Genomic DNA, 22485 nt, shown 5'->3' with positions numbered 1-22485 from the left:
GACGGCTGACCCGGCACGTACGTGTCCGACGCCGATGCCCCGTCGCCCCTAGGGAAACCGCATGCTGACGTACCACGAAGTCATGTCCACCGACTTCGGGCCCCTCAACACGGCCGCCGACAAGTGGCAGAAGATGGCCGACGAGATACACAAGGTCGAAGGCGTCTACCGGGACCACGTCCAGAAGATAACCATGGGTCCGACGTGGCTGGGCGAGAGCGCGACCGCGGCACACACGAACTTCGCCGCGACGCGTTACGAGTACCAGGCCGCTCAGACCCAGGCCAAGGCGACCGCCACGCTGCTGCGCAACGCCCACCAGCAGTTCGTCGAGTTGAAGAAGCAGTTGGAGACCGCCCGCGCGGACGCCGTCGAGGCCGGGATGAAGGTGTCCGAGCAGGGCAACGTCGCCTACGACTGGGACAGGCTCACCCCGGCCGAGCGCGACGCCGCCCGGCACGACCCGGATCACGCCAGGACCGTCCGGGAGAGCGAGCAGTCCTGGGCCGAGTACATCAAGGCCTGCGTCAAGGCCGTCGACGACGCCGACAAGGACCTGAAGAAGGACCTGGAAGCGGTCGTCAAGGACGGCCGGGCCGGCAAGGACGACGAAACCCTGGGCACCGGGTTCAACGGTGACGCCGGGAAGGTCTCCGCCGCCGACGACAAGCAGAGGCAGGAGCGCATGCAGCTCAACGAGCTGAGCATGCGCGACGACGAAACGCTGGACGACTACGTGAAGCGCCTGCAGAAGGCGGGCATCGAGAACGTCACCGGCAGCAAGAAGGCCGCCGAACTGTTCGCCGCCGTGCAGAAGGGCACCCTCAGCGCCGCCGCGTTCGCCACCGCGATGGGCACGACGCTCAAGGGCTCGTACAAGCTGTACAAGGCCCTCAAGCACGGCAAGGACGTCACGGCGCCGGGCACCATGCTGGCGAACTTCATCAACAGCCGGCTGCCCGGGGCGCCGGGGAGCATGCTGGCCCGCGTCCCTCCCGGCATGGTGACCGCCATCACCGGCTCCGACGAGGCGGCCATGTTCGGCGGGTTCATGCGGAACGGCGCCTTCCACATGCCCTCGGCGGCCGAGGCCAACCTGGTCAGGGTCGCCCAGAACGGCGGTCTGGCGAACGCCGCGAAGGCGGCCGGCTGGATGCGCGGCGCGGGCGTGGTCGGAGGCGTGGCTGCCACCGCCTACGGTGTGGCGAACCTCGCCACGTACGACATGGACATGATTAAGGCGAACCCGTCGAAATTCGCCACCGACCTCACCGGCACGGCGTTCAGCGCCTCCATGACCGCGCTCACCGTGGCTCCCAACCCGGTGACGCTGGGCCTGGCCGTCGGCACGGGCATCGCGTACGGCGGCGCGGTGATCTGGGAGAACCGCGAGGCCATCGGCGACGGTCTGGAGAAGGCCGGAGACTGGGTGGGCGACAAGGCCTCGGACCTCAAGGACGACATCGCCGGCGGGGCGAAGAAACTGGGCAGCGCCCTCAACCCGTTCGACTAGCGAGGGAAACCATGCACACCACCATCACCCCGTTCACGCTCACCCACTGGAGGGAGCGGACGAAGGGCGAGCGGACCCAGTGGGGCTGGCAGGGCACCTCTCCCGAGTTCGGCGACATCCGCGTGGTCCACCCGGCGGGGCCGTACGTCCGGGAGAAGGTCGTCGCCCAGGTGAGCGGCGGTCTGATCCCCACGGCGACCTTCGAGGCGCGCGGGATCCACACGGAGGGCATGTCCCGGCCCTCGCTCAACCGCGCGGTCCTCCGGGTGGGGGACGGGCACGTCCGGATGAGCCGGAACAGGTGGGGCGTGACCCACCGGGGCCGGTCCCTGCACATGACCTTCCTCGGGGACGGCTACCGGCTGACGGCGATCGACCGCGGCTCGTACACGCTGACCCGGGCGGCCGACGCCGAGGACCCCGGTGTCGTCATCGCCGTGCGGCAGTCGGGGTGGGGCAGGAACAAGCGCATGACGGTGCGGGCGGAGGGCCGGGTGCTGCACGCCGACATCGCCCTCGCGGCGCTCTTCTGCGGAGTCGACCGTTCCGTACTGACCCGGCGAGGGGCCGTGCGGGCGGGGTTCTCCCGGGTCTTCGACCTGTGGGCCGAGTCCCAGTACTGACCGCCCGGCGGCCCGCGACCGGGGCCCGGAGCGGGCCGCGGTGAGTGACTACCAAGTGAGTGGAATATGCCTTCGTTCGACGTTTCCCGGTCCCGCTTCCGGCTGGCCGACGAGCATGTGACGGTGCTCTCCGAGCTGGCCTCCGGGCAGGAGGTGCCCGAGGAGTTCGGGACGGCCCACCAGGAGCTGCTGGAGTGCGGGCTGGTCCACCGGGACGGGAAGCTGTCCCACCTGCTGCTGCCCCTGATGAAGACGGTCCTCTCCCCCGTCGTGGTCATATCGCTGGAGGCGGCCGGGCGGCAGGGCAAGCTGCACCACGGGATGATGATCGGCCAGGACGACGTCGTCGCCCACCAGGCGTGGCCCGGATCCACCGAGGCCGAGTACTCCCTCGTGGAGCCGAAGACGCTGGTCTGGAAGCTCGCCGAGATGGTCAACCTCCAGCAGTCCCCCACTGTCCGGGCGGCGGCGCTCCCGGTCGTCGAGACCACCGTCGGCACCGTCGAGGCGGGGCTCGGCGGGCTGGAGGCCCTGCCGCACGGTGGCTCCGCCGAGCAGGAGCGCGCGTACATCGGCCAGGGTCTGGCCGCCGCCGGCACGCCCGCCGGACCGGCGCTGACGCTGCTCACCGAGCTGATCTCCGAGCTGCGGTCGAGCTGGCGGATGACCGCAGCCTGGCGGTCCGCCCACGAGGGCCGGCAGGGCGTCGAGGGGCGCGGCTTCGCCGTGTGGGACTGCGGGCCGCTGGGCTACTGGCTGCGGGACCTGCCGGAGGAGCCCCTGCCCGCGGACCGCATCACTCCGGAGAGTCCCTTCCGGCTGGTCCGGGTGGACGCGAAGACCCTCTGGACGAGGATCACCGACCTCCTGCCCGGGGAGGGGGACATCCAGCGCGTGGAAGCCCGCTGACGGGCGGGACGCAGGGCGCGGGCGCCCGGCGGAGGAAGGTGGCGCGGGGACCGCCGCACCCCCGTTGCCGGGGGGCGGGACGACGGCGGTCCCCGCGGGGGACACGGGCCCGGGTCAGGGCCGGTCTCCGCGTCCGCGGCGTATCAGGAGGTCCGGGAGCCGCTCCGGAAGTCCGTGACGCCGACACAGATCACGATGCACTACGCGTGTTAAGCGCGTGCTGCCACCACGTGTCGTGCCCGTACCGATCGCGCGAAGCGGCGTTCCCTCCCGGCTACTTGCCGTCCTTCGCGAGGAAGGCGAGCAGGTCCTGACGGCTCACCACACCGGTGGGCTTGCCCTCTACCAGCACGATCGCCGCGTCGGCCGAGCCGAGTACGGACATGAGGTCGGCGACCGGTTCGCCCGAGCCGACCTGGGGCAGCGGCGCGCTCATGTGCTTCTCCAGCGCGTCGTCGAGGGAGGCGCGCTTGGTGAACAGCGCGTCCAGCAGCTCGCGTTCCACGACCGAACCGACGACCTCCGCGGCCATGACGTCGGGGTGGCCCGCGCCCGGCTTGACGATGGGCATCTGGGAGACGCCGTACTCGCGCAGGACGTCGATGGCCTCGCCGACCGTCTCCTCGGGGTGCATGTGGACGAGCTTGGGGATGTCGCCCTCCTTGTGGCGCAGGACGTCACCGACGCTGGCGGACGGGCCGGCCTCCTCCAGGAAGCCGTAGTCGGCCATCCACTCGTCGTTGAAGATCTTCGACAGGTAGCCCTTGCCGCTGTCGGGCAGGAGGACGACCACGACGTCGTCGGGGCCGAGACCCTCGGCGACCCGCAGCGCCGCGACGACGGCCATGCCGCAGGAGCCGCCGACGAGGAGCCCCTCCTCCTTGGCGAGGCGGCGGGTCATCTGGAAGGAGTCCTTGTCCGACACGGCGATGATCTCGTCGGTGACGGTCCGGTCGTACGCGCTCGGCCAGAAGTCCTCGCCGACGCCCTCGACGAGGTAGGGGCGGCCCGAGCCGCCGGAGTAGACGGACCCCTCGGGGTCGGCGCCGACGACACGGACCGCGCCGCCGCTGACCTCCTTGAGGTACCGGCCGGTGCCGGTGATGGTGCCGCCGGTGCCGACGCCCGTGACGAAGTGGGTGATCTTCCCGTCGGTCTGCTCCCACAGCTCGGGACCGGTGGTCTCGTAGTGCGAACGGGGGTTGTTCGGGTTGGAGTACTGGTCGGGCTTCCAGGCTCCCGGCGTCTCACGGACGAGGCGGTCGGAGACGTTGTAGTACGAGTCGGGGTGCTCCGGATCCACGGCCGTGGGGCAGACGACGACCTCGGCGCCGTACGCCCGCAGGACGTTGATCTTGTCGGTCGAGACCTTGTCGGGGCAGACGAAGATGCACTTGTAGCCCTTCTGCTGCGCCACGATGGCGAGGCCGACGCCCGTGTTGCCGGACGTGGGCTCGACGATCGTGCCGCCGGGCTTCAGTGCGCCGCTCTCCTCGGCCGCCTCGATCATGCGCACGGCGATGCGGTCCTTGACCGAACCGCCGGGGTTGAAGTACTCGACCTTGGCCAGGACGGTGGCCTGCAGGCCCTCGGTCACACTGTTGAGCTTCACCAGCGGGGTATTGCCGACGAGGCTGATCATCGAGTCGTGGTATTGCACCGTTAGTCTCCGGGGTCTCCGTAATGGTCACGCCAGCGTATGCGTAGTCGGAGTCGAGTTCGGGGCAGTTAGCTCTTGTACGGAATCGAGGAGGTGGCTGTCCCTATGTCGAGGGCGAGGGTGGCGCGGCGGATCGCCGCCGGTGCGGCGTACGGGGGCGGCGGCATCGGTCTGCTGGGGGCAGCGGCGGTCGGGGTGCTGCTGGCCGAGGTGCGGCTGGCGAAACGCTCGGTGGGCGGCGGTGTGGCGCCGCTGCCGCCGGCGGCGGACGGCCTGTACGGCCGGGGGTACGGGGGCGGCGTCGAGCCCCTCCGGCTGGCCCTCCTGGGTGATTCGACGGCGGCGGGGCAGGGCGTGCGGCGCGCGGGCCAGACGCCGGGCGCGCTGCTCGCCTCGGGGCTGGCCGCGGTCGCGGAACGGCCCGTGGAGCTGCGGAACGTCGCCCTGCCCGGCGCCCGGTCGGACGACCTGGAACGGCAGGTGACGCTGCTGCTGGCCCATCCGGGGCGGACCCCCGACGTGTGCGTGATCATGATCGGCGCGAACGACGTGACGCACCGGATGTCGGCGACGCAGTCGGTGCGCCACCTCGCCACGGCGGTGCGCCGGCTGCGTACGGCGGGCACGGAGGTGGTGGTCGGCACGTGCCCGGACCTGGGCACGATCGAGCCGGTGTACCAGCCGCTGCGGTGGCTGGCGCGGCGGGTGTCCCGGCAGCTGGCCGCCGCCCAGACGATCGTGGTCGTCGAGCAGGGCGGTCGCACGGTGTCGCTGGGCGACCTGCTGGGCCCGGAGTTCGCGGCCAACCCGCGGGAGATGTTCGGCGCCGACAACTACCACCCGTCGGCGGAGGGGTACGCGACGGCCGCGATGGCGGTGCTCCCGACCCTCTGCGCGGTCCTGGGCGTGTGGCCCGAGGAGGAGCGGCTGGAGGCGGACCGCCGGGAGGGCATGCTGCCGGTCGCCAAGGCCGCGGCCGAGGCGGTCGAGGAGGCCGGTACGGAGGTCACCGGCGCCCGCGCCCCGTGGGCGCTGCTCAAGCACCGGCGCCGTCGCCGCCTGCCCTCCGTCCAGGAACCCGCCCCCCTGCCGGACGCCCGCCCCTGACGCCCGGCGCGGCCCGCCGTGCCATGGGGCCGGGCGCGGCGGGTCTCCCCGAGGGGGGCATGGGATGAAACGCCCGGTTCCGGGAAGGCACCAGGTGGCGGGCCGGGGCCCGAGCGACTGAGCGAGCGCTTAGAAATGCGGTCCGCATCACACGCCCGTTCCGATGACCCAGGCGGTACGTACGGGTAACTTCCCTCTCAGTCCTGCCCCTCGCCCCTCTGGAGCCGTGATGCCCGAAGCCGTGATCGTCTCAGCCGCCCGCTCCCCCATCGGCCGGGCCTTCAAGGGCTCCCTGAAGGACCTGCGGCCGGACGACCTGACCGCCACGATCATCGAGGCCGCGCTCGCCAAGGTGCCCGAGCTCGACCCCCGCGACATCGACGACCTGATGCTCGGCTGCGGTCTGCCCGGCGGCGAGCAGGGGCACAACCTGGGCCGTATCGTCGCCGTGCAGATGGGCATGGACCACCTGCCCGGCTGCACCATCACCCGCTACTGCTCCTCGTCGCTCCAGACGTCCCGCATGGCGCTGCACGCCATCAAGGCGGGCGAGGGCGACGTCTTCATCTCCGCCGGCGTCGAGATGGTCTCCCGCTCGGTGAAGGGCACCAGCGACGGCCTGCCGGACACGCACAACCCGCTGTTCGCCGAGGCGGAGGCCCGCACCGCGGCCCGCGCCGAGCAGGCGGGCTCCGACTGGCACGACCCGCGCGAGGACGGCCAGATCCCCGACGCGTACATCGCGATGGGCCAGACCGCCGAGAACCTGGCGCGCCTGAAGGGCGTCACCCGCCAGGACATGGACGAGTTCGGCGTCCGGTCGCAGAACCTCGCCGAGGAAGCCATCAAGAACGGCTTCTGGGAGCGGGAGATCACCCCCGTCACCACGCCCGACGGCACCGTCGTCAGCAAGGACGACGGCCCGCGCGCGGGCGTGACGCTGGACGGCGTGCAGGGCCTGAAGCCGGTCTTCCGCCCCGACGGCATGGTGACCGCCGCCAACTGCTGCCCGCTCAACGACGGCGCCGCGGCGCTGGTCATCATGAGCGACACCAAGGCGCGGGAGCTGGGCCTGACCCCGCTCGCCCGGATCGTGTCGACGGGCGTCTCGGGCCTGTCGCCCGAGATCATGGGGTACGGCCCCGTCGAGGCCAGCAAGCAGGCGCTGCGGCGCGCCGGGCTGACCATCGGCGACATCGACCTGGTGGAGATCAACGAGGCGTTCGCCGCCCAGGTCATCCCGTCCTACCGTGACCTGGACATCCCGCTGGAGAAGCTCAACGTCAACGGTGGCGCCATCGCCGTCGGCCACCCCTTCGGCATGACCGGCGCCCGCATCACCGGCACCCTGATCAACAGCCTCCAGTTCCACGACAAGCAGTTCGGCCTGGAGACCATGTGCGTGGGCGGCGGCCAGGGCATGGCCATGGTCATCGAGCGGCTGAGCTGAGCTGTAGCGGAGGGTAGGGGTCGCCCGAGGTACGAGGGCGGCACCTGCCCGCAGCGGTAGCGAAGCGGAGCGCGACCAGGAAGCCGGAGCGGCTGAGCTGAGCTGTAGCGGAGGGTAGGGGTCGCCCGAGGAACGAGGGCGGCACCTGCCCGCAGCGGTAGCGAAGCGGAGCGCGAGCAAAAGACCCGAGCGGCTGAGCTGAGCCCGTGTAAGGGGCGGGAACCGTCCCAACCCCTTCGCGTCCCAGCCGTGACCGAATCTCCCCCAGGATGTGACCTATCTCCTGGGGGAGATTCGTTTTCCCAGGTCAACGCATGGATGGCGGAAAACCGCGAGACAAAAGAACTGTCCATTTCGTGACGTAATGCACTGACAGGGGGCGCGGAGGCACGACAAGCTGATGTAGGAAGTGCGGGGGATCGATTGAAACCGGGAGTAAGTCAGTGAGCGCCATGTCTCTCGCCCTGCTGCTGACCACGGCCACCGCCACGGCCGTGGGCGCCGCTGCCCTGCACGCGGCCCACGGGCTGCGCCGTCAGGTCACCGCGCTGCGCACGGAGCTCGCCGCCGTGAACACCGCCGAACGCACACCGACCGTGCCCCACGCCCGCACCACCGAGGACATACGCACGGCCGTCGCCGAGGCCCTCGCCGAGGAGCGGGAGCGCGAGCTGGCCGAGGCGAGGGCCTTCTGGGCGGCCCAGGAGGCGCGGGACGCCGGCGACGGCCCCGGGAGTCTCCTCGGCGGGCTGAGCGGCCTGCCCGGCCACCCCGCGGCGCACCCGGGCGAGGACGGGCCGTTCTTCGTGCCCCGTCAGGCGGACTTCGCGGGCCTGGAGGCGCTGGACGCGATGGAGCTGGGCGCCGACTACGCGGAGTACGGCGACGGACTGGACGACCTGGACGCGCTCGCCGAGCTGCCGGACATGCCCGGCATCACCGACAACGCCTTCCCCGAGGACTCCCCCGAGCTGGCCGCCGCCCGCCGCCGGCACCCCTCGCACCCCGACTTCGTGCCGGTCCAGACGCCGGTCGTCACCGACCACGAACGCACCGTGGCCCGCCTGGAGGAGCTCGCCGAGACCCGCACGGCGCTCACCGACGTACGGCCCGGCCCGCTCGGCACCCTGGACGTGTACGTCTTCGCCGACGGCACGACGCTGTGCATGACGCCCGGCCACCGGGAGACCGCCGAGCGCCTCGCGGGGGCGTTGCGCGACGGCGAGACGCCCGTCCTGCTGGGCGGCTCGGGGGTCTCCGGCGCGTACGCGCTGACCTTCTCGTGCGGCAGTCACGCCGGCGCCGAGAACGTCTACATCCTGGCGGACCGCGTCATAGCGTCGCTGTAGCCGCCGTACGCCGCACCGCCGCCACGGCCTCGTCCAGCTCCCGCCGAAGCGGGGGGCCCGCCGGGACCAATCGCAGGATCTCCGCCAAATCGTTGCCGGCCACCACGAGCTGGTCCGCGACCGCGAACACCCCGGCGTCCGGCATGGTCCGCGGCGGCGCGTCCGGCGCCTCCAGCCGCTGCGCCCGCACCGCCAAATCCCTGGCCAGGGCCAGCCCCTCGGCGGCGGCTCCCCGTTGCAGCCGGCTCTGGGGCGCGGCCCGCAGCCGGTCGGCGAGACGGTCGACGGCGGCGGTCAGTTCTGTCGTATCGAGCACCCCGCGACCCTATGCGCCGGGACGGGACTGTTGCCAACGGCCGAACGCTCGGGCACGGTGACGTGAAGGAGCACACGCGCGAAGCGTCCGGAGGCGCCGATGTCCCAAGTCTTCTCCGAAGAGACCCATCGAAATCTGCTCTCCCGCATTCCCCACTGCACGGGCCGGCAAGTGTCCGAGTGGCTTCGCACCGTCGAGGAAGGCCCCTCTCTCGTCCGCTTCGAGGAGAAGGTCAGCTGGCTCCGGGGCGAGCACGACCTCAGTTACGGGCACGCCAAGGCGATCATCCACGAGTACGACCTGCGGCGGGCCGCCCGCAAACTGCTCTGATCCGGCCGCCGACCACGCCGAAGGGCCCGCCCGGCGGTCGCCGGGCGGGCCCTTCGTACGGTCACGGCCGCGTGCTCACGGCCGGGCGAGGCTCGGATCAGTCGTCGCCCTGCAGGATCGACAGCAGCCGCAGGAACTCCAGGTAGATCCACACCAGCGTCATGGTGAGGCCGAAGGCCGCCAGCCACGACTCCTCACGCGGAGCGCCGTAGGCGATGCCGTCCTCGACCTGCTTGAAGTCCAGGGCCAGGAAGCACGCGCCGAGGATGATGCCGATGACACCGAACATGATGCCGAGGCCGCCGCTGCGGAAGCCGAGGCCGTCACCGCCGCCGAACACGGCGAACAGCGCGTTCACCGCCATCAGCAGGATGAAGCCCAGGGCCGCCGCCATCACGAAGCCGTAGAAACGCCGGGTGACGCGGATCCAGCGCATCTTGTAGGCGATCAGCACGCCGGCGAAGACCGCCATGGTGCCCAGCACCGCCTGCGGGACGACGCCGGGAGAGACGTACGTCGAGACGGCACTGGAGATCACGCCGAGGAAGACGCCCTCGAACGCCGCGTACAGCAGGATCAGCGCCGGGGACGCCTTGCGCTTGAAGGACTGGATCATGGCGAAGACGAAGGCCACGAGGGCCGCGCCGATGCCGATGCCGTACGACGTGCTGATGTTCGCCGGGTCGACCGGCAGCAGGAACCAGGCGAGCGTCGCGGTGACGAAGACCGTACCGAGCGTGATCGCGGTGCGGGACACCACGTCGTCGATGGTCATCGCGCCCGAGCGCACCGGCGTCTGCGCGGGCGCGCCGAGCTGGGCGTCCTGCGCGTAGGGGTTGGTCGCGTACGGGTTCGTCGCGTACGGGGCGGTTCCAGCGGCGGGGCCCCCGGCCTGCGGCTGCTGCGCGTTGAAGCCCGCATAGCCGTTGTCGCGGCTGAACCCCCGTCGCGAGAAGACCGGGTTGCTGCTCCTCATCTCACTCCTCCGTGGCCGCCGTGCGCGGCCTTGGAACAAGAGTAATGGGCGAGCAAAGGAAACACCCTAGTGCTCGGGGAGGATCTTTCCCCTCCGGTCACAACGGTGCGTGGCTGATTCCTGCCGGTCGTCCGGTTTTTTGTGGGACCGCTCCCGTGATGTGGATCGGGAGTGCCCGGAACCGGACTCGAACCGGTACGGCCCGAAGGCCAGCGAGGTTTAAGCTCGCCGTGTCTGCATTCCACCATCCGGGCGTTACCCCGCGGCCCCGCGTTGGCACAGGAGCCTATCGGGGCGCGTCCCCCGAACAGCGGAACGGTGGCCCGATGTTGTCTTATTTTATTGACGTCTGAGGGTGCGTCAGTGCTGGTGGGCGGTGTCGCCCGGCAGACCGCGGGGGGTCGCGGCCGCAAAAACGTACGCAAAGGAATGACGGAAAGTCGCCTCCCGCTGTCACCCGGTCGGTGAATCCGGGCGGGAGTCAGGGGTCCCGTCATACCTCAGGAGGAGCCGCGGGCCCCCCGGTCCGACTCCAGACGGCCCCGGGAACGGGCACCCGGACGGACGCCGGGCGGGGTGGCGGGCCATGACGATGGAGGGGTCCTCGCAGAGCAGTCCCCGACAGGAGTCCCCTCGTGACCACGACCCCCACCGCTTACCGCGCCACCGCGGTAGCCGCCCGCGCCACGGATCTGTCCAAGGTCTACGGACAGGGCGAGACCCAGGTGGTCGCCCTGGACCGGGTCACCGTGGACTTCCACCAGGGCGAGTTCACCGCGATCATGGGCCCCTCGGGGTCCGGCAAGTCGACGCTGATGCACTGCGTCGCCGGGCTCGACACCTTCAGCGGCGGGTCGGTCCGCATCGGTGACACCGAGCTGGGCTCCCTCAAGGACAAGCAGCTCACCCAGCTGCGCCGGGACAAGATCGGCTTCATATTCCAGGCGTTCAACCTGCTGCCCACGCTGACCGCCCAGGAGAACATCACGCTCCCCATGGACATCGCGGGCCGCAAGCCCGACAAGGAGTGGGTGCGCAAGGTCATCGACATGGTGGGCCTGTCCGGCCGGCTGAGTCACCGGCCCGCCCAGCTCTCCGGCGGCCAGCAGCAGCGCGTGGCCGTCGCCCGCGCGCTGGCCTCCCGCCCCGAGATCATCTTCGGTGACGAGCCGACCGGAAACCTCGACTCCCGCTCCGGTGCCGAGGTGCTGGGCTTCCTGCGCAATTCGGTACGCGAACTGGGGCAGACCGTCGTGATGGTCACCCACGACCCGGTGGCCGCCTCCTACGCCGACCGTGTGATCTTCCTCGCGGACGGCCGGATCGTCGACGAGATGCTGCACCCGACCGCGGACGGCGTGCTCGACCGCATGAAGGAGTTCGACGCCAAGGGCCGCACGAGCTGACGCCCTCCGAGCGCGGCCGGGCCTGAGTGCCGCCGCCCGGGCCCCGAGCGCCCGCGGCCCGAGCGCCGCACGGCCCCGGCCCACGCCCCGGCCGACGCCCGCCGGGGCGTGGGCCCCGCACCGACGACTCCCCGGTTCACCGCCGGTCCCTCTTCACCCCAGGACTCACACCTCATGTTCCGTACCGCCTTGCGCAATGTGCTCGCGCACAAGGCCAGGCTGCTGATGACCGTCCTCGCCGTCATGCTCGGCGTGGCCTTCGTCTCCGGCACCCTGGTCTTCACCGACACCCTGTCCAATGCCTTCCGCAACCAGTCCGCCAAGAGCTACGACGACGTCGCCGTCGCCGTCACCTCGTACGCCGACCAGGACGACGCCAAGCAGGAACCCGGGCTCTCCCAGAAGACCGTCGACCGGATCGCGGGCCTCGACGGGGTCGCCTCCGTCACCGGGCGGGTCGACGGCTTCGCCGGGGTCGCCGGCCCCGACGGCAAGCTGATCGGCGCCGGCTGGTCCAACAAGGGCTCGAACTTCGCCCCCGGCAAGGACGGCGAGGACGCCGCCTACGACTTCACCCAGGGCTCCGGCCCGGTGAAGGACGACCAGATCGCGCTCGACAAGGACACCGCCGACAAGGGCGAGTACCAGGTCGGCGAACGGGTGCGGGTGGCCACGAACGGGCCGGTCAAGGAGTACACGCTCGCCGGTGTCTTCACCACCGACGACGGCGCGGTCAACGCGGGCGGCAGCCTGGTCCTCTTCGACACCCCGGTCGCGCAGGCCCTCTACCTGAAGCCCGGCTACTACACCAGCCTCACCGTCACAGCCGCGCCCGGGGCCGACGACAGCAGCGTCCTGGCCGCGGTGAAGCCGCTGGTGCCGGAGAGCGCCCAGGCCCAGACGGGCGCGGCGCTCGCCGACGAGCAGGCGAAGTCGATCGAGGAGGGGCTGAGCGGTCTCAACCAGATGCTGCTGGGCTTCGCCGGCATCGCGCTCTTCGTCGGCGTCTTCCTGATCTCCAACACCTTCACCATGCTCGTCGCCCAGCGCACCAGGGAACTGGCGCTGATGCGCGCCGTGGGCGCCTCCCGCAAGCAGATCACCCGCTCGGTGCTGGCCGAGGCCGGCGTGGTGGGCCTGGTCGCCTCCGTGGTCGGTTTCGGCCTGGGCATCGGCCTGGCGGCCGGCCTGCGCTCCGGGATGGCCGCGTTCGGCATGAAGGTGCCCGAGGGGCCGCTCGTCATCGGTACGACGCCGCTGATCGCCGCCCTGGGCGTCGGCGTGCTGATCACGATGTTCGCCGCCTGGCTGCCCGGCCGCCGTGCCGCCAAGATCCCGCCGGTCGCCGCGATGAGCAGCGTCCACGCGATCGCGACCACAAAGTCGCTGGTGGTGCGCAACTCCATCGGCGCCTTCATCACCGCCGTGGGAGCCGCGCTGATCGTGGTGGGTGCCGCGGCCGGCTCCGACGGCCGGTGGACCATCGCCGGCGGGGCGTTCCTGGCACTGGTCGGCGTGATCGTGCTGATCCCGCTGCTGTCCCGCCCGGTCATCGCCCTCGTACGGCCGCTGATGATCCGCGCCTTCGGGGTCTCCGGCAAGCTGGCCGCCCAGAACGCGGTCCGCAACCCGCGCCGTACCGGTGCCACCGCCTCCGCGCTGGCGATCGGCCTGACCCTGGTGACCGGACTGTCGGTGCTGGGCGTCACGGTCGGCGCCGCGCTGGACAAGATGACCACGGACCAGATCAAGGCCGACTACATGGTCGTCATGCCCGGCGGCGGCGACCTCGACCGGTCCGCGCTGACCGCGCTGGAGAGGACGCCGGGCGCCACGGCCGTGTCGCCGCAGCAGGCCGCGTCCTTCGAGATCGGCGGCGAATGGGTGTCCGCCTCGGCCATCACGCCGGGTGACGTCGAGCGGGTGCTGAACGTCGAGGTGGTGAACGGCTCGCTGGCCTCGCTCGGCCAGGGGCGGATGGCGGTCGCCGAGAAGACGGCCACCAAGCAGGGCTGGAAGGTCGGCGACACCCTGCCGGTGACGTTCTCCGACGAGAAGAAGGGCCGGCTGACCCTCGGCGCGGTCTACAAGGACACCGAGTTCCTGTCCCCCGTGCTGGTGGACACCAAGGTCGTCGCCCCGCACGAGGTGAAGCCGTTCATCCCGCAGATCTTCGTGAAGATGGCCGGCGGCGAGACCGCGGCGAACGAGAAGGCGCTGGTCAGCGCCCTGGGTGACAACCCGGCGATCAGCGTGATGGACAAGCAGGACATCCGCGACGAGTTCGGCGGCATGATCAACATGATGCTGAACATCATGTACGGCCTGCTGGCGATGGCACTGATCATCGCGGTGCTCGGCGTCGTCAACACGCTGGCCATGTCGGTCTTCGAACGGCAGCAGGAGATCGGCATGCTGCGGGCGATCGGCCTGGACCGGCGCCGGGTGAAGCGCATGGTGCGGCTGGAGGCCGTGGTGATCTCGGTCTTCGGCGCGGTGGTCGGCATCGGCCTCGGCTCGTTCCTCGGCTGGGCCATCGGCCAGACCATCAAGTCGAGCCTGCCGGGCTACGCGCTGGTCATCCCCTGGGACCGGATCGGCCTCTTCCTCGGCCTGGCGGCCCTGGTGGGCGTCCTGGCCGCGATGTGGCCGGCGCGCAGCGCGGCGAGGCTGAACATGCTCAACGCCATCAAGGCCGAGTAGCCGCCGGCGAGGGACAGGGCCGGGCTCCCGTTTCGCGGGGGCCCGGCCCTCGTCGTGTCAGCGGTCCGCGCGTTCCGTCCACGCCCGGGACCGCAGCGGCAGGCCGGAGACCCCGTCGTCGGGCGTCCGCACGGCGAGGATCTGGTTGACGCCGATGCGGTTGCGTTCGAAGGAGACGGCGCTGGCGGCCATGTAGAGGCGCCACACCCGGGCCCGGCCCGGCGAGGTGAACCGCTCGGCCTCGGGCAGGCGGGCCTCCAGGTTGGCCACCCAGTGCCGCAGGGTGAGGGCGTAGTGCTCGCGGATGGCCTCGACGTCGCGCACCTCGAACCCGGCCTCCTCCAGGGCCGTGGTGGTCCGGCCGACCGGGGCGAGCTCGCCGTCGGGGAAGACGTACCGGTCGATGAAGTCGTCGACGCGGTACGCCGCCTCGTTCTTCTCGGGGCGGCGGGAGATCTGGTGGTTCAGCAGCCGGCCGCCCGGCCTGAGCAGGGCGTACAGGTCGTCGGCGTACTCGCGGTAGCGGACCTGGCCGACGTGCTCGGCCATCCCGATGGACGAGATCGCGTCGTACGGCCCGTCCCCGACGTCCCGGTAGTCCTGGACGCGGATCTCCACCCGGTCGGTCAGGCCCTCTTCGGCGACGCGCTTGCGGGCGTAGGCGGCCTGCTCGGTGGAGAGGGTGACGCCGACGACCCGGACGCCGTACTCCCGGGCGGCGTGGATGGCCATGGAGCCCCAGCCGCAGCCCACGTCGAGCAGCCGGTCGCCCCGCTGGAGGGCCAGCTTGCGGCAGATGAGGTCCAGCTTGGCGGCCTGCGCCTCCTCCAGGGTGCCGCCGGGCGACCAGTAGGCGCACGAGTAGACCATGGACGGCCCGAGGACCAGCTCGTAGAAGTCGTTGCCGACGTCGTAGTGGTGGCTGACGGCCTCCTTGTCACGCCGCTTGGTGTGCAGCGGGCCGCTGCGGCGTCTGACCTCCTCGGCGGGCGGCCGGGGCGGCGGGAAGGGGCCGGCGAGCCGGAGCAGGGCGCGGGCCGCTTCCCGGAGCCGCGGGTCGCGTACGGCGCGGGCGGCGATGCCGGTGCCCCCGGCGCGGCCGGTGCCCTTGGCGTCGTCGCCGCGCGCCCAGACGAGGCCGGAGAGCCGGTCGAGGGCCTCGTACAGGTCGCCCTCCACGTCGAGCTCCCCGGCGACCCAGGCCCGGGCGATCCCCAGCTCCCCCGGCTTCCACAGCAGCCGCCGCAGCGCCTTGCGGCTGCGGACGACGAGGACGGGCGCACCCGGCGGTCCCGCCTCGCTGCCGTCCCAGGCGCGGATCGCGACCGGCAGCGGAACGCCCAGCAGGTCCTCGGCGAGCGCGGTGAGCCGCGACGCGGCGTCGGCCATGGTGCACACCTCCGTGATGAGGAGTCCCAGCAATGCTCAACACCACGAAAACACCCGGGGAGCGGCGACGCAGTCCCGCGGCGAGGCAATGCCACGGCAAAATGCGCGCCGTTGACCGGCCGCGCAACCCTGACGCCCCCTCAGCCCGCCGGAGCCTCCCGCCGCCGCGCCGAGCCACGCGCGGCCCGGGTACGCGCGAGGGGCCGCCCGCACCACGGATGGCGGGCGGCCCCTCGGGGACGCGGGGTGACCGGGGGACCGGTCAGGAGGCCTTGGCCTTCTCCGGCTTCGAGGCGGCCGGAGCGGCCGGAGCCGGCTTGGCGGCCTCGTAGAACTCCTCGCGCGGCGACTCGATGGCGCCGAGCGAGACCACCTCGCGCTTGAGGAACATCGCGAGCGTCCAGTCCGCGAAGACGCGGATCTTGCGGTTCCAGGTCGGCATCGCCATGCCGTGGTAGCCGCGGTGCATGTACCAGGCGAGACGGCCCTTGAGCTTGATCTTCACCTTGCCCATGACGATCATCGCGACGCCCTTGTGCAGGCCGAGACCGGCGACCGCACCCTTGTTGGCGTGGCTGTACTCCTTCTGCGGGAAGCCCCGCATGCCGGAGATCACGTTGTCGCCCAGGACCTTTGCCTGGCGCAGCGCGTGCTGGGCGTTCGGCGGGCACCAGGCATTGGGGTTGCCGGCCTTGCGGCCGACCAGGTCCGGGACCTGGGCGTTGTCGCCGGCGGCCCAGATGTAGTCCGTGCCGTTGACCTGGAGCGTGGCGTCGCAGTCGACGTGGCCGCGCGGGCCCAGCGGGAGGCCGAAGCGGGAGAGCGCCGGGTTGGGCTTGACGCCGGCGGTCCAGACGATGGTGTTGGAGTCGACCTCGAGGCCGTTCTTCAGGACCACGTGGCCGTCGACGCAGGAGTCCATGGACGTCGAGAGGTAGACCTCGACCCCGCGGCCCTCCAGGTGCTCCTTGCCGTACGCGCCGAGCTTGGGCCCGACCTCGGGAAGGATCTTGTCCGCGGCGTCCACCAGGATGAAGCGCATGTCCTCGCGCTTCACGTTCTTGTAGTACTTGGCCGCGTCGCGGGCCAGGTCCTCGACCTCGCCGATGGTCTCCGCGCCGGCGAAGCCGCCGCCCACGAAGACGAAGGTCAGCGCCTTGCGGCGGACCTCCTCGTCGGTCGTCGAGTCGGCCTTGTCGAGCTGCTCGAGGACGTGGTTGCGCAGGCCGATGGCCTCCTCGATGCCCTTCATGCCGATGCCCTGCTCGGCGAGGCCGGGGATCGGGAAGGTGCGGGAGACCGCGCCCATCGCGATGACCAGGTAGTCGAAGGGCAGCTCGTACGACTCGCCGACGAGCGGCGCGATCGTGGCGACCTTGCGGTCCTGGTCGATGGTGGTGACCCGGCCGGTGAGTACCTCCGCCTTGGGCAGCACGCGTCGCAGCGGTACGACGACGTGCCGCGGCGAGATGCTGCCGGCGGCGGCTTCGGGCAGGAAGGGCTGGTAGGTCATGTACGACCGGGGGTCGACGACCGTGACGGTCGCCTCGCCGTAGCGCATCTTCTTGAGAATGCGCCGAGCTGCGTACAGGCCTACGTACCCACCGCCTACTACGAGGATCCTGGGACGCTCCGTGGTGCTCATGCCATCGAGTATCCACCCGGTCGAGGGGGGTCGCTCGTGCGCCCCTTCACAAGGTTCTGGGAGACCTCTGCTACACTGCGCGGCCCACGTGACCGAGGTCATGGCGCCCCAGGGGAACCACGGTGTAACGGAAGACGTTGTTCACCCCCGTTGAACTGGGACAGCGAGCACCTTTTAACCGTGGACCACCACCGGAGTTCACACCTGCGAAACACAGCCGAGGGTGGCTTCCCGGCCTACGAAAGGGCCCCGAAGGCGGCTTCGGAGGCCATTGAGCGGCTCCGTGACCCCCCTCAGGGCCCTTTTCCTTGTGAAGAACTTCACGAACTTTCCCGACCGACTGTCCGACGGCACCGGATCCGGCCGTCGATCAGACGAGCGAGAGGGCGATTCCGTCCAGAATGTCGTGCTCGGAGACGACCACTTCGCGGGCCCCGGTCCGCTCCATCACGGCCAGCAGCACCAGCGCCCCGGAGACGATGACGTCCACCCGGCCCGGATGCATCACGGAGATCCGCGACCGCTCGTCGTGCGTCGCCGCCAGCAGCCGCTCCGTGACCTCGGAGACCTGCTCGTAGGAGACGCGGGAGCGGTGGATGGCCTCGGAGTCGTACTCCGTCAGCCCCAGCGCGATCGCCGCGACCGTCGTGACCGAACCGGCCAGCCCGACGAGCGTCCGCGCCTCCCGCAGCGGGACGGTCTCCTCCGCCAGGTCCAGCGCCGCCTCGACGTCGGCCCGGATCGCCGCCACCTCGGCCTCGGACGGCGGATCGCTGCGGACATGACGCTCGGTCAGGCGTACGCAGCCGATGTCGACCGAGCGGGCGGCACGCGCGTGCGTGGAGCCGACCACGAACTCGGTGGACCCGCCGCCGATGTCCACGACCAGGTACTCGTCCGCCCGTCGACCGCCGTCACCCGTCCCGGGAAGGCGCTCGGCGCCCGCTTCCTCGGCGCCCGTCAGCTCCTTGGTCGCCCCGGTGAAGGAGAACTCGGCCTCCTGGCCACCGCTGATGACCTCGGGCTCCACGCCCAGGACGTCCTTCACGCCGCGGACGAACTCGTCGCGGTTCTCGGCGTCGCGCGAGGCCGACGTGGCCACGAAGCGCAGCTTCTCGACGCCGTACTCCTCGATGACGGCGGCGTACTCGCGGCAGGCCGCGAAGGTCCGCTCCAGCGCCTCGGGCGCGAGCCGGCCGGTCCTGTCCACGCCCTGACCGAGCCGGACGATCGTCATCCGCCGGTCCAGATCGGTGACTTCGCCGGTCGCCGGGTCGATGTCCGCGACGAGCAGGCGGATGGAGTTCGTACCGCAGTCGATGGCGGCGACGCGGGTCATTCCCCGGCCTCCCCGGGGACGCAGGGCGTCACGCAGGGGCCCTTGGCCCACCACTCCGGCAGCATCGCGAGGGCCTCGTCGCCCAGCGGGTTCACGCCCGGCCCGGCGGCCAGCGAGTGGCCGACGAGCACGTGCAGGCACTTCACGCGGTCCGGCATGCCGCCGGCGCTCGGGAAGCCCTCCAGCACCTCGATGGCGTCGCGGCGGGCGATGTAGTCCTCGTGCGCGGCGCGGTAGGCCGCGGCCAGCTCCGGGTCGGACTGGAGCCGCTCGGACATCTCCTTCATCACGCCGTTCGCCTCCAGCGTGCCGATCGCGGAGGCCGCGCGCGGGCACGTGAGGTAGTACGTCGTCGGGAAGGGCGTGCCGTCCGGGAGCCGGGGCGCGGTCTCCACCACGTCCGGGTTGCCGCACGGGCAGCGGTGCGCGATGGCGCGCAGGCCGCGCGGCGGGCGGCCGAGCTGTTCCTTGAACGCCGCGACGTCCGCCTCGGTGGGCTCGGTGCGTTCGGTCTGCGGAGGGGGCGTTTCCATGCCTGCCTTGGGTTCTACTTGCGGTCGGTGCGGTCGGCGGTGTCCACGCCGTCCCAGAGGTTGGAGTACCAGGGGCGGTCGGCCGCGCCCTGGTCGGTGCGGCGCTCGCGCACCGCGTCGGGGTCGATGACCGTGTAGCCGGTCTCCCCCGGGAGTACGTAGTGCAGGTGCTCGCGCGCCAGGCGCCTGACGTACGCGTCGTCCTGGAGCCGCGCCTTCTCGTCGCGCAGCCGTTCGACGCGCTCGCCCGCCTCCGCCGCCAGCCGCTGCTGCTCGGCGATCTCGGCGCGCTGGGACACCCATTGGCGCATCGGGTAGGCCAGGGCCACCACCATGGAGCAGACGACCAGCGCGAGGAACGCCGCGCGGCCGGTGAGCCGGGAGCGGCGGGCCTGCCGGCGGGTCTGGGAGCGGTAGACACGGGCGGCGGTCTGCTCGCCGAGCAGCCGCAGTCTGGTCGCGGTGGAGAACCGGTCCCGGGCCATGTGGTGTTCCCGCCTCCCCTTGCCCGTCACGTACGTACGTCCCCGGACACGGTACGGGACCGCGGCCGGGGACGTACGTAACCCGGGCTGGGAAGGATCAGCCCTTGAAGCGCGGGAAGGCCGAGCGGCCCGCGTACACGGCGGCGTCGTCGAGGATCTCCTCGATGCGCAGCAGCTGGTTGTACTTGGCGACGCGCTCGGAGCGGGCCGGGGCACCGGTCTTGATCTGGCCGCAGTTGGTGGCGACGGCCAGGTCGGCGATGGTCACGTCCTCGGTCTCGCCGGAGCGGTGCGACATCATGCACTTGAAGCCGTTGCGCTGGGCCAGCTCGACGGCGTCGAGGGTCTCGGTCAGCGAACCGATCTGGTTGACCTTGACGAGCAGCGCGTTGGCGGCGCCCTCCTCGATGCCGCGGGCCAGGCGCTCGGGATTGGTGACGAACAGGTCGTCACCGACCAGCTGCACCTTGGTGCCCAGCTTCTCGGTGATGGTCTTCCAGCCGTCCCAGTCGTCCTCGAACAGCGGGTCCTCGATGGAGACCAGCGGGTAGGCGTCGACGAGCTCCGCGTAGTAGTCCGTCATCTCGGCGGCCGAGCGGGACTTGCCCTCGAACTCGTAGGCGCCGTCCTTGTAGAACTCGGACGCTGCGACGTCGAGCGCCAGGGCGATGTCCTTGCCCGGGGCGTAACCGGCCTGCTTGATGGCCTCGAGGATGAGGTCGAGGGCGGCGCGGTTGGAGTCGAGGTTCGGCGCGAAGCCGCCCTCGTCGCCCAGACCCGTGGAGAGGCCCTTCTCCTTCAGGACCTTCTTCAGGGTGTGGTAGACCTCGGCACCCCAGCGCAGCGCCTCGGAGAAGGACTCCGCGCCGATCGGCGCGATCATGAACTCCTGGATGTCCACGTTGGAGTCGGCGTGCGAGCCGCCGTTCAAGATGTTCATCATCGGAACGGGCAGCAGGTGCGCGTTCGGGCCGCCCAGGTAGCGGAACAGCGGCAGGTCGGACGCCTCGGAGGCGGCGTGCGCGACGGCGAGGGAGACGCCGAGGATGGCGTTGGCGCCGAGCGAGGACTTGTCCGGGGTGGCGTCCAGGTCGAACATCGCCTGGTCGATCAGCCGCTGCTCGGTGGCGTCGTAGCCGACGAGCTCCGGGCCGATCTGCTCGATGACGGCGAGGACGGCCTTCTCGACACCCTTGCCGAGGTAACGGTCCTTGTCACCGTCGCGGAGCTCGAGGGCCTCGAACGCTCCGGTGGAGGCACCGGACGGGACGGCAGCACGGCCGGTGCTGCCGTCGTCGAGGCCGACCTCGACCTCGACCGTGGGGTTGCCTCGGGAGTCCAGGATTTCCCGGGCTACGACGACGTCGATGGACGGCACGAGCATCTCCTTCTGGGATGTGACGCAAAATGTGACGCATGCGGTGCAGGGTCTCTTCGGCCTTGCGGCAAGAGCCTAACCGGCCGGGGGGCCGACGCCCGCCGACGCCCGCCTCCTGGGACGAAAAAGGGCTCACGAGGCTGTATTACCGGCAAAACGCCACGAAACTTACCGGTCGGTAGTCGCGGTGTGCGGGAGCCCGCTCAGGGGCGCACCCTCCGGCCCGCCCCGGCCCCGGGGGCTTCCGCCCAAGGAACGGGAAAACCCCGGCCCGGGGTCCCGCCCGGCCCACAGGGCTACGGGGAGGAACGCGCGGGGCCGGGGCGGTCCGGGGGTCAGCTCAGGTGGAGCTGCTGACCCGGGTAGATCAGGTCGGCGTCGTCGACGATGTCCTTGTTCAGCTGGAAGAGCTTCTCCCAGCCGCCGGCGACCTTCTTCTCGGTGGCGATGATGCCGAGGGTGTCGCCGGCCTTCACCTTGTACTCGCCGTCACCCTTCTCGACCTTCTTGCCGGTCGGGGTGGTGACGGTCTTCTTCGACTCGGCCTTCGGCGCGGCCTCGGTCTTCGGCGCGGCCTCGGTCTTCGGCGCGGCCTCGGCCTGCGGCGCGGTGCGCTGCTGGCTGCGCGTGGTGGGCTGCTCGGCCTCGCGCTCCTGCTGCGGCTGGGCCTGCTCGGCGCCACCGCCGTCGTACGCGGCTCCGGAGAGGCCGACGCCGCAGCTCGGCCACGCGCCCTTGCCCTGGCCCGCGAGGACCTTCTCGGCTATCTCGATCTGCTGCGACTTGGACGCCTGGTCGGCGGTCGAGGCGTACGCGGTACCGCCGTACGCGGCCCAGGTGGAGGCCGAGAACTGGAGGCCGCCGTAGTAGCCGTTGCCGGTGTTGATGGACCAGTTGCCGCCGGACTCGCACTGGGCGACCTTGTCCCACTCGGCGGTGGTGGCGGCCGAGGCGGTCGTGGCGCCCATCAGCGGGGCGGCGACGGCGGCACCGGTGATACCGGCGAAGGCGACGAATCGGGCGGCCTTGGAGGGGCGACGGTGCTTGGACTTGCCGGAAAACAGCATGGGACATCTCCTCACCGACGCCTGCGAGGTGAGCTGTCGGGTTCGGGCGAGTGAGTGGCCCGGCCGTGCGGCACAGCTGTGCGCTCGGCTTCACCCCAAGCCGGTTCCCGCCATGTCTCCATGGCCGGACCCGGCACTTACCTTGGGTCCCCCGCTCCTGCCTTCGGCGCATGACGCGACGACTGTTCCCGTCGACCGGCGGCAGGATTCGGCGTTCCGGTCGATGGGGCCCGCGATGGCGAGCGGTCACGACCGTAGACACAGACCTTCCCGAAGTTCAAAGACGGACATCGGGGTCAATCCGCCC

General features: G+C 71.1%; 19 protein-coding genes, 1 tRNA gene and 1 riboswitch. Of the genes, 9 read left to right on the top strand and 11 right to left on the bottom strand.

Features of this window, described 5'->3' with window-relative positions:
* Nucleotides 1-61: 61 nt before the first annotated feature.
* The 3 genes from AC07DW_RS20275 (at nt 62) to AC07DW_RS20265 (ending at nt 3045) form a co-directional block, all read left to right on the top strand.
* Nucleotides 62-1513, top strand: coding sequence for a hypothetical protein (locus tag AC07DW_RS20275; protein WP_478859037.1), 1452 nt, complete (start codon nt 62-64; stop codon nt 1511-1513).
* A gap of 11 nt (nt 1514-1524) precedes the next feature.
* The gene (locus AC07DW_RS20270) at nt 1525-2136 is read left to right on the top strand and encodes a hypothetical protein (RefSeq protein WP_478859036.1); all 612 of its coding nucleotides are present in this window, start codon (nt 1525-1527) and stop codon (nt 2134-2136) included.
* A gap of 66 nt (nt 2137-2202) precedes the next feature.
* On the top strand, nt 2203-3045 hold the full coding sequence (locus tag AC07DW_RS20265) for a histidine kinase (protein WP_478859035.1): 843 nt from the start codon (nt 2203-2205) through the stop codon (nt 3043-3045).
* Nucleotides 3046-3319: 274 nt separating this feature from the next.
* On the opposite strand, the gene AC07DW_RS20260 is transcribed toward AC07DW_RS20265, so the two are convergent.
* Nucleotides 3320-4705, bottom strand: a complete 1386-nt coding sequence (locus AC07DW_RS20260; protein WP_478859034.1) for a cystathionine beta-synthase — start codon at nt 4703-4705, stop codon at nt 3320-3322.
* Between the two features lie 120 nt (nt 4706-4825).
* Between AC07DW_RS20260 and AC07DW_RS20255 the strand changes: the two genes are divergently transcribed.
* The 3 genes from AC07DW_RS20255 to AC07DW_RS20245 all read left to right on the top strand — a co-directional run bounded on the left by AC07DW_RS20255 (nt 4826) and on the right by AC07DW_RS20245 (nt 8611).
* The gene (locus tag AC07DW_RS20255; RefSeq protein ID WP_478859051.1) at nt 4826-5812 is read left to right on the top strand and encodes an SGNH/GDSL hydrolase family protein; all 987 of its coding nucleotides are present in this window, start codon (nt 4826-4828) and stop codon (nt 5810-5812) included.
* A 229-nt stretch (nt 5813-6041) separates the two neighbouring features.
* Nucleotides 6042-7262 carry an acetyl-CoA C-acetyltransferase gene (locus tag AC07DW_RS20250; RefSeq protein ID WP_478859033.1) on the top strand — a complete coding sequence of 407 codons (1221 nt, stop codon included), beginning with the start codon at nt 6042-6044 and terminating at the stop codon, nt 7260-7262.
* A 452-nt stretch (nt 7263-7714) separates the two neighbouring features.
* The gene (locus tag AC07DW_RS20245) at nt 7715-8611 is read left to right on the top strand and encodes a hypothetical protein (protein ID WP_478859050.1); all 897 of its coding nucleotides are present in this window, start codon (nt 7715-7717) and stop codon (nt 8609-8611) included.
* Here AC07DW_RS20245 and AC07DW_RS20240 read toward each other — a convergent pair.
* Nucleotides 8595-8927, bottom strand: coding sequence for a hypothetical protein (locus AC07DW_RS20240; protein WP_478859032.1), 333 nt, complete (start codon nt 8925-8927; stop codon nt 8595-8597). The two genes, AC07DW_RS20245 and AC07DW_RS20240, sit on opposite strands and share 17 nt — an antisense overlap.
* A 99-nt stretch (nt 8928-9026) precedes the next feature.
* Between AC07DW_RS20240 and AC07DW_RS20235 the strand changes: the two genes are divergently transcribed.
* Complete coding sequence (locus AC07DW_RS20235) at nt 9027-9257, top strand: DUF4287 domain-containing protein (protein WP_156693972.1); 231 nt, start codon at nt 9027-9029, stop codon at nt 9255-9257.
* 97 nt (nt 9258-9354) lie between these two features.
* On the opposite strand, the gene AC07DW_RS20230 is transcribed toward AC07DW_RS20235, so the two are convergent.
* Together AC07DW_RS20230 and AC07DW_RS20225 are read right to left on the bottom strand one after the other, a co-directional pair.
* Nucleotides 9355-10233: a Bax inhibitor-1/YccA family protein gene (locus AC07DW_RS20230; RefSeq protein WP_478859031.1), complete on the bottom strand. Its 879-nt coding sequence runs from the start codon at nt 10231-10233 to the stop codon at nt 9355-9357.
* A 172-nt stretch (nt 10234-10405) separates the two neighbouring features.
* Nucleotides 10406-10487, bottom strand: a tRNA-Leu gene (locus AC07DW_RS20225).
* Between the two features lie 381 nt (nt 10488-10868).
* Here AC07DW_RS20225 and AC07DW_RS20220 point away from each other — a divergent pair.
* Nucleotides 10869-11639, top strand: a complete 771-nt coding sequence (locus AC07DW_RS20220; RefSeq protein WP_478859030.1) for an ABC transporter ATP-binding protein — start codon at nt 10869-10871, stop codon at nt 11637-11639.
* Between the two features lie 174 nt (nt 11640-11813).
* Nucleotides 11814-14342 carry an ABC transporter permease gene (locus AC07DW_RS20215; RefSeq protein ID WP_478859029.1) on the top strand — a complete coding sequence of 843 codons (2529 nt, stop codon included), beginning with the start codon at nt 11814-11816 and terminating at the stop codon, nt 14340-14342.
* A 57-nt stretch (nt 14343-14399) separates the two neighbouring features.
* Here AC07DW_RS20215 and AC07DW_RS20210 read toward each other — a convergent pair whose 3' ends face one another.
* The 7 genes from AC07DW_RS20210 to AC07DW_RS20180 all read right to left on the bottom strand — a co-directional run bounded on the left by AC07DW_RS20210 (nt 14400) and on the right by AC07DW_RS20180 (nt 22178).
* Complete coding sequence (locus AC07DW_RS20210; protein ID WP_478859028.1) at nt 14400-15731, bottom strand: class I SAM-dependent methyltransferase; 1332 nt, start codon at nt 15729-15731, stop codon at nt 14400-14402.
* Nucleotides 15732-15993: 262 nt separating this feature from the next.
* A complete protein-coding gene (locus tag AC07DW_RS20205; RefSeq protein WP_478859027.1) occupies nt 15994-17376 on the bottom strand; it encodes an NAD(P)/FAD-dependent oxidoreductase in 1383 nt (460 codons plus the stop codon).
* Between the two features lie 370 nt (nt 17377-17746).
* On the bottom strand, nt 17747-18715 hold the full coding sequence (locus tag AC07DW_RS20200) for a Ppx/GppA phosphatase family protein (RefSeq protein ID WP_478859026.1): 969 nt from the start codon (nt 18713-18715) through the stop codon (nt 17747-17749).
* Nucleotides 18712-19248, bottom strand: a complete 537-nt coding sequence (locus AC07DW_RS20195; protein WP_478859025.1) for a DUF501 domain-containing protein — start codon at nt 19246-19248, stop codon at nt 18712-18714. The genes AC07DW_RS20200 and AC07DW_RS20195 overlap by 4 nt, the downstream gene beginning before the upstream one ends.
* A 14-nt stretch (nt 19249-19262) precedes the next feature.
* A complete protein-coding gene (locus tag AC07DW_RS20190; RefSeq protein WP_478859024.1) occupies nt 19263-19733 on the bottom strand; it encodes an FtsB family cell division protein in 471 nt (156 codons plus the stop codon).
* Between the two features lie 97 nt (nt 19734-19830).
* Nucleotides 19831-21111 (bottom strand): phosphopyruvate hydratase, encoded by a 1281-nt coding sequence (eno, locus tag AC07DW_RS20185; RefSeq protein WP_478859023.1) that lies wholly within the window; start codon nt 21109-21111, stop codon nt 19831-19833.
* 335 nt (nt 21112-21446) lie between these two features.
* The gene (locus tag AC07DW_RS20180; protein ID WP_478859022.1) at nt 21447-22178 is read right to left on the bottom strand and encodes a transglycosylase family protein; all 732 of its coding nucleotides are present in this window, start codon (nt 22176-22178) and stop codon (nt 21447-21449) included.
* A 3-nt stretch (nt 22179-22181) separates the two neighbouring features.
* Nucleotides 22182-22357, bottom strand: a riboswitch (cyclic di-AMP (ydaO/yuaA leader).
* Nucleotides 22358-22485 lie beyond the last annotated feature (128 nt).

The organism is Streptomyces sp. NPDC045701 (assembly GCF_056432045.1).
This window is presented reverse-complemented; position numbering and strand designations above follow the sequence as displayed.